Origin of the sequence: Rhodococcus sp. NPDC057297, assembly GCF_042667435.1 — a bacterium.
Lineage (GTDB): Bacteria > Actinomycetota > Actinomycetes > Mycobacteriales > Mycobacteriaceae > Rhodococcoides.
The window spans coordinates 329,192-341,401 of record NZ_JBHUZE010000001.1 but is presented as its reverse complement, the minus strand read 5'-3'; the positions used below and the strand labels follow the sequence as shown (position 1 = coordinate 341,401).

At 64.8% G+C, this 12,210-nt stretch carries 10 protein-coding genes; 6 read left to right on the top strand and 4 right to left on the bottom strand.

Going from position 1 to position 12,210, the window contains the following annotated elements:
- The first annotated feature begins 185 nt into the window (after positions 1 to 185).
- Positions 186 to 869, top strand: coding sequence for a thioesterase domain-containing protein (locus ACFULT_RS01565; RefSeq protein ID WP_037140904.1), 684 nt, complete (start codon positions 186 to 188; stop codon positions 867 to 869).
- Positions 870 to 1,052: 183 nt separating this feature from the next.
- Here ACFULT_RS01565 and ACFULT_RS01560 read toward each other — a convergent pair whose 3' ends face one another.
- Complete coding sequence (locus tag ACFULT_RS01560; RefSeq protein WP_037140903.1) at positions 1,053 to 1,841, bottom strand: SDR family NAD(P)-dependent oxidoreductase; 789 nt, start codon at positions 1,839 to 1,841, stop codon at positions 1,053 to 1,055.
- Between the two features lie 110 nt (positions 1,842 to 1,951).
- On the opposite strand from ACFULT_RS01560, the gene ACFULT_RS01555 reads away from it, so the two are divergent.
- Complete coding sequence (locus ACFULT_RS01555; RefSeq protein ID WP_378480435.1) at positions 1,952 to 2,590, top strand: TetR/AcrR family transcriptional regulator; 639 nt, start codon at positions 1,952 to 1,954, stop codon at positions 2,588 to 2,590.
- Here the strand turns inward: ACFULT_RS01555 and ACFULT_RS01550 are convergent.
- On the bottom strand, positions 2,574 to 4,388 hold the full coding sequence (locus ACFULT_RS01550; RefSeq protein WP_378480434.1) for a BTAD domain-containing putative transcriptional regulator: 1,815 nt from the start codon (positions 4,386 to 4,388) through the stop codon (positions 2,574 to 2,576). The two genes, ACFULT_RS01555 and ACFULT_RS01550, sit on opposite strands and share 17 nt — an antisense overlap.
- 57 nt (positions 4,389 to 4,445) lie before the next feature.
- Between ACFULT_RS01550 and ACFULT_RS01545 the strand changes: the two genes are divergently transcribed.
- Entirely contained in the window at positions 4,446 to 5,237 is a 792-nt protein-coding gene (locus ACFULT_RS01545) for an SDR family NAD(P)-dependent oxidoreductase (RefSeq protein ID WP_378480433.1), read from the top strand.
- Here ACFULT_RS01545 and ACFULT_RS01540 read toward each other — a convergent pair.
- Positions 5,234 to 6,496, bottom strand: coding sequence for a lipase family protein (locus ACFULT_RS01540; RefSeq protein WP_378480432.1), 1,263 nt, complete (start codon positions 6,494 to 6,496; stop codon positions 5,234 to 5,236). The two genes, ACFULT_RS01545 and ACFULT_RS01540, sit on opposite strands and share 4 nt — an antisense overlap.
- Before the next feature lie 88 nt (positions 6,497 to 6,584).
- Positions 6,585 to 9,395: a leucine--tRNA ligase gene (leuS, locus tag ACFULT_RS01535; RefSeq protein WP_371828862.1), complete on the bottom strand. Its 2,811-nt coding sequence runs from the start codon at positions 9,393 to 9,395 to the stop codon at positions 6,585 to 6,587.
- Positions 9,396 to 9,588: 193 nt separating this feature from the next.
- Between leuS and ACFULT_RS01530 the strand changes: the two genes are divergently transcribed.
- The 3 genes from ACFULT_RS01530 (at position 9,589) to ACFULT_RS01520 (ending at position 12,196) form a co-directional block, all read left to right on the top strand.
- A complete protein-coding gene (locus ACFULT_RS01530; RefSeq protein WP_378480431.1) occupies positions 9,589 to 9,990 on the top strand; it encodes an SdpI family protein in 402 nt (133 codons plus the stop codon).
- A 9-nt stretch (positions 9,991 to 9,999) separates the two neighbouring features.
- Complete coding sequence (locus ACFULT_RS01525) at positions 10,000 to 10,953, top strand: DUF1648 domain-containing protein (RefSeq protein WP_037109908.1); 954 nt, start codon at positions 10,000 to 10,002, stop codon at positions 10,951 to 10,953.
- Positions 10,954 to 11,110: 157 nt separating this feature from the next.
- Entirely contained in the window at positions 11,111 to 12,196 is a 1,086-nt protein-coding gene (locus ACFULT_RS01520; protein ID WP_378480430.1) for a diguanylate cyclase domain-containing protein, read from the top strand.
- Positions 12,197 to 12,210 lie beyond the last annotated feature (14 nt).

Genomic DNA, 12,210 nt, shown 5'->3' with positions numbered 1-12,210 from the left:
TGCGAACTCGAGATGCACTGGATGAATCACGAATCCCACCAGTGTCATTCGGGGGCTCGACCGAATCGTAATATAACGAGTCTGTGACGCGGGTAACAGTGTTGGTTGAATGCGCGACATACTCCTCAGGCGGCACAAGAGACCCACTGAAGACATCCCGACAGACTCGACCCTGGAGGCACCGCATGACCGTAGTGAACGATTACTCGAAGTTGGCCTTCACCGATTACGCCGACACTGCGGTCACCAGCTACGCATCGCCAGCGGTTCTACCCATCCGGACCACCGGCACCCAGGCTCCAGTCTTCTGCATCCACCCGATCGAGGGGCTGACCAGCTGCTACGCCGAGCTCGTGGAGCATGTCGCCGAGGATCGGCCCGTGTACGGGGTTCAGGCGATCAGCACCAAGGCCGAGTCCCTGACATCGCTCGCCGCGCTCTACGCCGACGAGATCGTGGCGGTCCAGGCGTCGGGAACCGTGCATCTTCTCGGTGTCTCCTTCGGCGGCGTTCTCGCCCACGCGATAGCCGTCGAACTCCAGCGCCGGGGCGTGAGCGTCGGGCAGCTCGTCCTGGTGTCGGCCGAGCCACGTCCGCAGGCCGCCGACACGGGCCGCGAACTCCTGGCACGAATGGGCGACGTCATCGACCGCAGCCGCGCCGAGGAACTCCTGGCCATCGCCGCACACAACGGCACACTGGCGGCTCGGCATTTCCCCGGCGTGTTCGTCGGGCAAGCAGTGGTAGTTGCCGACGAGTTCGGCGGCGGCGCCTGGCACCCGTTCATCAGCGGAACCGTCACCAAGTACCTGATTCCCGACGCACGCGATCTCTCCCTCGTCGGCGAACTGGCCGATCGCTTCTTCTGACATATTCAGCGTCACGAAATGCGAACGTGCACTGTCCGAATCACGTGCGCAGAAGACTTGCCTGACTCGTCGGCAATGTCCACCGAGACGACTACTCGGCCTCGGCCGACTCTCATCGGAGTAGCCGTGGCAACCGCGGAACCTCGTACGGGGCAGCTGCGTGGATATCGTCGGCGGTGATCGTCATCGAAGTGCTGCTTCCTCCGCCGGAAGGGCGGGCCCGAGCAACAGCCCACCGTCGACGACCAGTTCTGTTCCCGTCGCGAAGGCGGCATCCGGCGATGTCAGGAAGAGCAGTGCCGAGGTGATGTCTCCCGGTTCCCCGAGTCGCGGAACAGCATAGGGATCGGGGGAGTAGAAGTCGCCGATAGGCGCTTGTCCGGCGACGGTCGGTTCGGTGATGAGCGGCGTGGCGACGACTCCAGGATGGATGGAGTTCACTCGAATGTTGTCGCGGCCGAGTTCCAGTGCAGCAGTGCGGGTCAGCCCTCGCAACGCCCATTTGCTCGCGACATACGGGGCGTACATCGCGGTCCCTCCGTGCGCCATGGTGGACGCGATGTTGACGACGACCCCGCCGCCCCCTCGTCGCATCGACGGGGTGACCGTCTTGATTCCCAGGAACTGTCCCGTGAGGTTGATCGCCAGGACCCGTTCCCACACGTCGAGCTCGGTGTTTTCGATGGTGGCGGCAGGGTTCTGGATTCCCGCGTTGTTGACCAGAACCGAGATCGGTCCGAAGTGGCGCTCTGCCGCGGCGACGACGGTCGCCCAGTTCTGTTCGTCGGCGACGTCGAGCCGAGCGAACAGAGCTCGATCCCCCAACTCCTCGACCAACGCGCGACTGCGGTCCTCCGCGATTCCAGCCACGACCACGCTGGCGCCTTCCCGGTGATAGGCCCGGACGTGACTGGCGCCCTGTCCTCCAGCCCCTCCGGTGACGACGACCGTTGTGCCCTCGAAACGTCCCACGATGTTCTCCCTCTCATATTGGTGAGTCGCTCGACTCACCAATAGGAACGGTAGCGCCGACCCGAGAGGTGAGTCAAGTGACTCGCCTCATGATGCGGCACACTGGGGACATGGCCGCACAATCGTCGTCGTACCACCGAGACGTCGCCGAGCAGAAACGATCCGCGATCGTCGACGCTGCAACCAGCTTGTTTCTCGACCTCGGATACGACAGGACCTCGCTGGCCAAAGTCGCCGTCGAAGCAGGCGTGTCGAAAGCCACCCTGTTCAAACAATTTCCGACGAAGGCCGCCCTGTTCGAGGCCATCGTCGACGCATCGTGGAACACCAAGAGCAACACCACAGTCGAGCCGCATCCGGGGAGTCTCCGTGCAGGATTGACGTCCATCGGCCGGGGATACGCCGAGCTGCTGACCCAGCCGAGCATGGCGAAGCTCTTCCGCATCGTCATCGCCGAGGTACCGCGCTTTCCCGAGCTCGGACGCACACAGTTCGACCTCGGAAAGATGCCGTACTTCGACTCCGTTCGGGCGTACCTCGACGCCGAGAACGCGCGCGGAACCATCCGACTCGACGACGCCGAGCTCGCGGCCACTCAATTCCTCGGAATGATCTCGAACTACGTCTTCTGGCCGCGCCTGCTGCTGGTGCAGTGGACGCCCGAGGACGATGCCGTACTGCACGTCGTCGACGAAGCAGTGGAGATGATGCTGGCGCGTTACTGCCGCGGAGTCACTCCAACGCCGTGATCAACGGGCCGATCGGGCCCAGATCGAGTGCCCCGGATCCCGCCGCACGCTCGCCGACGGCAGGGAGCAACGCCGCGTGTGCGCGTCGAGCAGCGCCGTGGTGCCCGACGCGCAGGGCCGCTGTACCGACGAGGTACCAACAGATTTCGGCCATCAGATCGTGCGGCGGATCGGGGACCCTCTCGAGCATGCCCGACGCCTCCGCGTCGGTCGCGAGGAGCGGTGCGACCCACGGCGCATAGGGGCCGAAGTCTCCCCTGGGCAGCGCAGTGCCGTTCCGCAGAGCCGTGGTCAGCGCGGACATGGCAGTCAATCCGGTTCGGAATCCAGGCATTTCGTCACCGTCGGGCGGAGGTGGTCCGCCGGTGAAGGTGTAGCGAAACCACGCGGTGAACACCGACGCGAGGGGGCGATCGAATCTGGCGGCGATTCCGTCCACGAGGTCTGCCTCCACCGAGGCTTCGTCGATGTCGTCGAGCGCACACAACGCTTGCATTCGAATCAATCGACCGGCGATGTCGAAGGTGGACAACTCGGAAGCCACTGCGATATCGATGATGTCGGCACCGATGCGTTCACGATCGCGGGCCAGGCCGGTTGTCCGACACGTCTGTAAATAGCGTGCGCTCAGCGCGAGGCAGCGCAGCGCCGGGTCGCCGAGGGTCCGCGCCAGCCGCTCGGCCTCCCAGGCCTCGTCCATCCGGCTGTCCACGCCACGAGATTCCATCGCGATCGTCGCCAGCAGACGGGCCCGTACTCGGGTCGATGCCGTCGGCGGGAAGATCGCCAGAGTCCGGTCGGCGGCCTCGACGATCGCTGCTGATTTCGCCGGATCATCGGACCGCGTCCAGACTCCCGGAACGTCGTAGCCCACGATGACGCGTGCCGTCAGCTCTGGATCACCGAACTGCTCGGCAGCGCGGATCGTCGCCACGCGCTGCTCGGTGGCGGCGTCGACCGAACCGGACTGTGCAAGAAGCGGCAGAAGTGCTGTGGCACTTTCGATCTGCGATCGCGCACCGCCGCGCGCCTGCGCTGCCGCGGTCTGCATCAGAACAGAGCTGCCATGAGAGAGCAGCCCAGGATCCCGTGTCAGAATGCGCTGTTCCACATTTGCCAGGCGATCACTCGGATCGAGGCCGAGCCCACGGACGAACGTCTCGCGAGCACGACGCAGAACCTCGAGAGCGTCGCCCTGCCGACCAGCCCCGTACAACGCGAGAGCCGACAGACGCCACCCCTCCTCACGCCACGGGTGCTCGTCGACGTGGCGGTCGAGCAACGCAATGGTGCTGTCCCACTTGGCCTCGGCGATTCGCGACTCCGCAAGACGCTCCACCGCACCGGCCCTGAGCTCGGCGATTCGCGCGCGTTCCCCCGTGGCCCACGCGCGATCCTCGAACTCCTCGAACGCCCGTCCGGTCCACTGCTCGAGTGCATGCTCGGGCTCGTCGTCCAAAAGCAGCTGCTCCGCGCGCCACAGATCCACCGCGTCGGCGGCCAGATCGAGTGCGTATCCGGAACCCCTGGTCACCACCGTCGTCGGGGGAGTGCGCGCCGGCCTCCCCGGTTCCAGAATCTTCCGAAGCTCACCGACGAAGGTCTGCACGATGCCGAGTGCACCCGCAGGTGCGTCCTCCCACAGATCGTCGACGAGACTCGACGTCTGCACCGTCCTACCGCGAGCGATCGCCAGCAAGCAGAGCACCTCGCGGAGACGCGGCTTCGAGATGCGCACCGGCGTACCGTCGATCTCCGCCTCCACCGGGCCGAGAACGCGGATTCGAAGCTCGCTCACGCTGCGATTCTAGTTCGCGCTGATCGGCCGCTGATCGACGTGCACGACGATCGACGCATGGACATGAACCTCACCGGAAAATCGGCATTCGTCAGCGGTTCCACCGAAGGAATCGGATACGCCGTCGCGCGGTCGCTGCTCGCCGAAGGCGTCGACGTGACGATCAACGGCCGCGACACCGCGCGGCTCGACCGTGCCGTCGAGTCCCTGCAGCATCACGCCCCCGACGCCACCGTCCGCGGAATCGTCGCCGACTTCTCCGTGGCCACCGACGTCGAACTCCTCGTCGACCGGCTCGGGGACGTCGACATCCTCGTGAACAACGTCGGTCTGTTCGAACTCACACCCTTCACCGACATCTCCGACGACGACTGGCAGCGATACTTCGACGTCAACGTCATGAGCGGAGTGCGCCTCGCCCGACGCCTCATGCCCGGCATGCTGGGGCGTGGATGGGGACGAATCCTGTTCGTCAGCAGTGAATCCGGAGTCGACGTGCCGGCCGACATGATCCACTACGGCACGACCAAGACCGCGATGCTGTCCCTGGGAAACGGATTGGCCAAGCTCACGAAAGGCACCGCTGTGACCGTCAATTCCGTCCTCGGTGGACCCACCTACTCCGACGGAGTAGCACGGACCATCGACGCTCTCGCCGCGGCGCGGTCCATCCCCGTCGACGACCTGAAATCTGCGATCGCGAGCTCCAACACGACGTCCCTGCTGCAACGTTTCATCGAACCGGCCGAAATCGCGAACATGGTGACATTCCTGGCCAGCCCGATCGCCTCGGCCACCAACGGCGCAGCGGTCAGAGTCGACGGGGGAGTCCTACCCACGCTGCTCTAGGGCACCGGCGTCGGCGCGAGGCTGTTGCCCGGGGGAATCGTGGCGCAATTGCTGTGCGTCGGCGCCCCCGAGAAACGCTCGGTCATGAACAGCAGCCCCTGGGCCTCGAACGGTGGAAAAGCCTCGCCGTGGGTCAACCCGTCGTACTGCGAGTATTGGACGTCGACGCCCTGGCTGCAGTACTGGTGTGCAAGCGCCTGAACGTCGGCAGTGATCATGATGGTGTCACCGATCGGATCCGCATGGCCCACAGCCAAGAACATCGGAATACGCGGTGTACCTGCTGTGCCCATGATGTTGTCGTTGATCGCCTCGACTACCTCCGGCACATCCAGAAGTGACGTGTACGGCGCCTTCACCATGTCTGCATCGGTGAGGGTGGGGTAGTCGTCGGCGAACTGCGCGATGCACTCCTGATCCACCTGGTCCATGACCTGCAGCCCGTAGTCCGAGACGAATTCGCTCGTGTTCAGTCCGTACGCCCGCTGGTACGCGACGATGAGTGCCGGAATCACACCCGCCCATTGCGCGCTTCCGCTGACGTAAGGAAGATTGTGCGCGAGGTCGACTGGGAGACCACCCGCCGCGACGCCGACAAGGTTGAGCTCCGGCGCGTAACTCGGTGCAACCTCGGCACCCCACTGCGTCGGAACCGAGCCGCCCGAGTATCCGATCATCCCGACGGGAGTCGACGTCGGCACCTGCAGGAACTGCTCGGCCGCGCGAATACCGTCCAGCGCGGCGTATCCGGACTGTCGTCCGATCGTCCACTCCAGTTCTTCACCTTCGTAATCCGGCGCGACGACGGTGTATCCCGCAGCGAGGTAACCCGCGATCACTGCCTGCTCCGCCTCGGCAATAGGACTCGTCGCACCACCACTGAGGGTGTAGGACGGGTCGCACTGGGAACCGAGGGCGTCGTACGCCATGTGGTACGAGACGATCTTGGTCGGGCCGGGAATCAGCGGTCGCAGAACGACCGCCGCGGTGACTGCGCCGCGACCCTGTTGATCGGTGGTGCGGAACAGCACCTGATCCCCGGTGATCGGCGTGGTCAGGGTCGGCGTTGCGAACGTCATCGGCCGACTCCGCAACACCGTGCCCGGCGCAACGTCGAGAGACCCGTCGTAGCTGTAGAACGGATCGTTCGCCGGGATCGGCGACCCGGGCCCCGGATCCGCCTGGGCAACGAACGCACTCGACCCGACCACCACGGCCGCGACCACGCCGACCAAGAAGCCTTTACCAACTCGTGACATGAGACAGATTAAAGCGCACCCATGCCCGCTGTTACACCGCCGAACGCAAGTCTCATCCTCAAAGGATGGGTCTATGTGAGTTGGGGGATTACTTCAGAACGATGTTGACCATGCGTCCCGGAATGACGATGACCTTCGTCGGCGCCTTTCCGTCCAGCAGGGCTGCGATCTTCTCGTCCTCCAACGCGATTTTCTCGACGTCGGCGGGAGCCGCATCGGCAGGCACGGAGATGCGGCTACGGACCTTGCCGTTGACCTGGATCGGGTAGTCGACGGTGTCCGCGACGAGCCATTTCTTCTCCACCCGCGGGAACGGCCCGTGGGCGAGCGAACGGTCGTGGCCGAGCAGCTTCCACAGCTCCTCGGACAAGTGCGGTGCCATCGGTGCGAGCATCAGGACCAGCGGCTCCACGACACCGCGCGGTGCACCGTCCGGGTACGCCTTCGTGAGGTGGTTGGTCAGCTCGATGAGCTTGGCGCCGGCCGTATTGTCGCGCAGCGCAGTGTAATCCGCTTCCACCCCGTCGATCACCCGGTTGAGGACGCGCAACGTGTCCTCGGTGGGCTTGTCGTCGGTGACGCGCACAGCGCCGGTCTCTTCGTCGAGCACCAGACGCCACACGCGCTGCAGGAAACGCTGCGCGCCGACGACGTCCTTCGTCGCCCACGGACGCGACGTGTCCAGCGGACCCATCGACATCTCGTACACACGCAGCGTGTCGGCGCCGTACTCGGTGAAGATGTCGTCGGGCGAGACCGAGTTCTTCAGGCTCTTGCCCATCTTCCCGTACTCGCGATTGACGGGTTCGCCCTGGTAAAAGTACCCGCCGTCACGTTCTTCGACCTCCTCGGCCGGAACGTAGACCCCACGCGCATCGGTGAACGCATACGCCTGGATGTAGCCCTGGTTGTAGAGGCGACGGTACGGCTCGCTCGAGCTGACGTGCCCCAGATCGAACAGCACCTTGTGCCAGAACCGCGAGTACAGCAGGTGCAGCACCGCATGCTCGACGCCGCCGACGTACAGATCGACACCGCCCGGATCGTTCGGCCCGTGGATGTCCGGACGCGGCCCCGTCCAGTACTTCTCGTTCTCCGGGTCCGCGAACGTCTCCGAATTGGTCGGATCGATGTACCGCAGCTGGTACCACGAGCTACCCGCCCACTGCGGCATCACATTGGTGTCGCGGCGGTACGTCTGCAGCCCGTCGCCGAGATCCAGTTCCACCTCCACCCAATCCGACGCCTTCGCCAGGGGCGGGGAGGGCTCGGAACTCGCGTCGTCCGGGTCGAAGGAGACCGGTGCGTAGTCCTCGACCTCGGGAAGCTCAACGGGGAGCACACTGTCCGGGAGGGCGTGCGCATTGCCGTCGGCGTCGTAGACGATGGGGAACGGTTCGCCCCAGTACCGCTGACGGGCGAAGAGCCAGTCTCGCAGCTTGTACTGGATCTTGCCGGTGGCCGTACCGTCGGCTTCCAGCTTCTCCACGATGGCGGCCTTGGCGTCGTCGACCGAAAGTCCGTCCAGGAAGCCGGAGTTCACCAACGGACCGTCGCCGGTGTACGCAGCCTCGGTGACGTCTCCACCCGAGATGACCTCGCGGATGGGCAGACCGAACTTCGTGGCGAATTCCCAGTCACGCTGGTCGTGAGACGGCACGGCCATGATTGCGCCCGTGCCGTAGCCGGTGAGCACGTAGTCCGCGATGAACACCGGGACCTGTTCACCGTTGACGGGGTTCACCGCGTAGGAGCCGGTGAAGACGCCGGTCTTCTCCTTGTTCTCCTGACGCTCCAGGTCCGACTTCGCGGCGATCGAGGCACGATATGCCGCAACGGCCTCCGCGGGAGTCGCGGCGCCGCCGGTCCAGATTTCCGACACACCGTCGGGCCAGGCGGCAGCGACCAGACCGTCGACCAGGTCGTGTTCGGGCGCGAGCACCACGTAACTGGCACCGAACAGCGTGTCCGGCCGCGTCGTGAACACCGTGATGTCGCCGAACGACACCTCGGCCCCGCGCGATCGACCGATCCAGTTGCGCTGCATCGTCTTGACCTTGTCCGGCCAATCGAGGTACTCGAGATCGTCGATCAGGCGATCCGAGTACGCAGTGATACGCATCATCCACTGCTTCAAGTTCTTCCGGAACACCGGGAAGTTGCCACGGTCGCTGCGACCGTCGGCCGTGACCTCCTCGTTCGCCAGCACCGTACCCAAGCCGGGGCACCAGTTGACCAACGAATTGGACTCGTACACGAGGCGGAACGAATCCAGCACCGCAGCCTTCTCCGCCGCCGACAGAGCCGACCACTCCCGGCCGTCCTCGAGCGCACGCGAACCGTCGGCGAACGACGATTCCAACTCGGCGATGGGGCGCGCCTTCTGCTGCTCCTCGTCGTACCAGGAGTTGAAGATCTGCAGGAAGATCCACTGCGTCCAGTGATAGAAGTCGACATCCGTCGTCGCCAGGGATCGACGCCGATCATGACCGAGGCCGAGGCGTCCCAGCTGGCGACGCATGTTGGCGATGTTCGCCTCCGTCGTCGTCCGCGGATGCGTACCCGTCTGGACGGCGTACTGCTCCGCAGGCAGACCGAAGGCGTCGTATCCGAGCGCATGCAGAACGTTGCGGCCGTGCATCCGATGGAAACGCGCGAACACGTCCGTCGCGATGTACCCGAGCGGGTGACCGACGTGAAGGCCACTTCCCGATGGGTACGGGAACATGTCCTGAACGAAGAGCTTGTCCTTCGGGACGTCACCGGCAAGCGCACCGACCGGGTTGGGAGCGTCGAACGTGCCCTGCTCTTCCCACAGGTCTTGCCATTGCTTCTCGATGCGCGCGGCCACATCCGCGGTGTAGCGGTGCTGGGGCGTTGCGTCCACTGGAACAGTCACCCACGCAGTTTAGTCGTAGCCACCTGTTGCCCTTGTGAGCGGGAATCCGGCCAGCTCAGAGCCTATGCGAGTGGAAATCAAGGCCAGGGGGCAGGAGCGGAGCCTGCGGAGCGACCCGATGGCCCTACATTTCCACTCACGTGTGCCGGAGGCGCGTACTACGGGCGCGCGTAGAAGACGTATCCTTACCAGCGTGATCGTCGTGTCGATACTCATGTTCGTCCTCGCGCTCGTCGTCGGCTCCGTTGCCGCGGCCTCGCTGGCAGGCAAGCTCCCCCGCAACCGCTGGGCAGGAGTCAGAACTGCAGAGTCCATGCGCGACGACGAGACCTTCGTCATGGCCAACAAAGTCGCAGGCCCCACCACGGCAGCGTCGGCGCTTCTGCTACTCATCGGTGGTGCATCGGCACTGATGCTCGGCGGCGCGTTCTCGATCATCGCCGTCGTCGTATGCCTGCTCGCGGCGTTCGTCACCGCCGGTGTCGGCGGATCCATCGGCGCACGTGCGGCCGCCGCCAAGCCCACCTCGGAGACGGGCGGCTGCGGCCACTCCTGCATCTCGTGCAGCCTCAAGGACGCCTGCGCCCCGAGCTGAGACCCGGACATGAAGCAGCGGACGTTCGACCCGGCTGGAGTGATCTTCGGCGTTGCCGTGCCGATTGCTGCGGCAGCACTCGGGCTCGTTGCCGTCCACGTCTGGCGCACCCGGCTCCCGGAACAGATCGCCACCCACTGGTCGGGCACCGAACCGGACGGATTCATGAGTCCGTCGACGAGCGCCTGGACCCTCGCGATCGTCATCGTGCTCGTCGGTGGTGGATGCAGCGCCGTCGCAGCGTTGTCCCACGCACTGTTGTCCCTGCGCCGGACGATGTTGATGATCGGCCTCACCGTCGTCGGTCTCATCACCGTTCTGCAGCTCGCGATACTGGCCAGGCAACTCGATGTCACCACGGTGACCAGCGTCGAAATTCCCGGCTGGGCGATCGGAGTGGGGACACTCGTCGGATTCGCCGTCGGACTCCTCGGTGCCACCCAGCTACGCGACTATCGAGACCGTGTCGACGCCACGTCACCGCCACCGTCGACGTTGCCCCGCGCGAGGGCCGAACTCCCCATCGTCGAACCCATCGGCGCGAGCCGCACGTCCATCGCGATCGTGTTCACCATCCTGGCCGCGGCAGCAGCACTGACCTGCTGGCTGTCCGAGTCGTGGTGGCCGGTCGCGGTCTTCGCACCGATCGCGGCGTTCACCTCGTCGCTCATGCGGTACGAGCTCATCGTCGACAAACTCGGCATCCACGTACGCAGCCTCGGCATGCCTGCCTTCGAATACTCGATCAGCGAAGTCACCGGAGCGTCCGTTCGCGAGGTCGATCCGTTCTCCGACTTCGGCGGATGGGGCCTCCGCGTCAAAGGGCGAGGAAACTACGCGGTGGCCACGCGCAAAGGTCCGGCCGTGTTCCTCACCTTCGCGAACGGGCAGAAGCTGACCGTTACGGTCGACGATGCGGACGAGATCGCAGGAACCGTCAATTCGTTGGCGTCCGAACGCTGATTTGCGCTGAAACAAACCGATTGCCGCTTTTTACATCTAGGCTGTGATCGTAAAGGGGTAAGGGCTGGAGGCCGGCACGAACGACACACGATCATCAGCGGGCAACGGACCCGGATCGGTCCGCACCGGCAGCCACAGGAAGCCGTCGACCGACACTGTGTGGACCACACTTCAGGAGTGGTACCGGCAACCGTTCGATTACGAGTGGATCATCCACCATCGCTCCACACGGGGCCTGCACCGTTCGCTGCAGAACATGTTCGGGGCCGCCACCATCCTGTACGCGGCAGCGTCCATCCTCATGCTGTTCAGTGCACGCGGACCACAGGGACTCCTCGCCCAAGCCTGGGTCGGAATCGTTCTACTCGTCCAGGTCGCCGTCGCATTGCGCTGGTTCTTCGGTCCGCTGCCCACACGCCGAGACTTCATCGCTTTCGCCATCTTCGGCGATGTCGGTCTGACGTCCGTGCTCGTCCTGTACGAGCCGTTCGGTGCCCTGATCGGCTCCGGCTTGTTCGTCGTGACCGGTGCGTTGTGTACCTACTTCCTCAGTCAACGCTGGCTACTCGCCCATCTCGCCTGGTGCGTCGTGTTCGTCTCCGTCACAGTTGTCCGAGCCATGTTGGCCGAAACCGAGGACGTTCCGACGGCCCTGGCCGGCGGCCTCGTCGCCATCGCCATCAACTCCGCGATACCCCTGCTCGCCCACATCGCATGGACCGCGATCGGCCGAGATGCCCGACGCTCACTGCTCGACCCCCTGACCGAACTGCTCAACCGTCGCGGCGTCGAAGACGCATCACTGTCACTGATATCGAGAAGCCACGCCCGGGGTCACTGCCTCGTGGTCGTCGTCGTGGACATCGACCGATTCAAGTCCGTCAACGACTACTTCGGCCACGACGCAGGTGACGACGTCATCGTCACCGTCGCGCACCGCTTGAAAGCTCTGTTCGCGGAGGACGGCGTTGTCGCCCGAACAGGAGGCGAAGAGTTCCTCGTCGTGTTTGCCGGCACGATGGAGCACGCTCACGACATGGTCCACCGAATCGGCCACACCCTGTACCGCCGCGACGATCGGATCCCCATCACGGTGAGCGTGGGAGCTGCCGTGGTGTCGAGCCCGTCGGACCTGTGGAACGACGGTGCCGCCACCATCACCCGAGCCACCCGTGCCGCCGACTCGATGATGTACCGAGCCAAGTACGACGGCGGCAACCGCACAGCCTCGATCCAGCTCTGACACCTCCCAGCCAG

Bases quoted from the DNA above. Each gene is read 5' to 3' on its own strand.
- ACFULT_RS01545 (WP_378480433.1), top strand. From the start codon at position 4,446: ATGGACATGAACCTCACCGGAAAATCGGCATTCGTCAGCGGTTCCACC.
- ACFULT_RS01565 (WP_037140904.1), top strand. From the start codon at position 186: ATGACCGTAGTGAACGATTACTCGAAGTTGGCCTTCACCGATTACGCC.
- ACFULT_RS01525 (WP_037109908.1), top strand. From the start codon at position 10,000: ATGAAGCAGCGGACGTTCGACCCGGCTGGAGTGATCTTCGGCGTTGCC.
- ACFULT_RS01555 (WP_378480435.1), top strand. From the start codon at position 1,952: ATGGCCGCACAATCGTCGTCGTACCACCGAGACGTCGCCGAGCAGAAA.
- ACFULT_RS01540 (WP_378480432.1), bottom strand. From the start codon at position 6,496: ATGTCACGAGTTGGTAAAGGCTTCTTGGTCGGCGTGGTCGCGGCCGTG.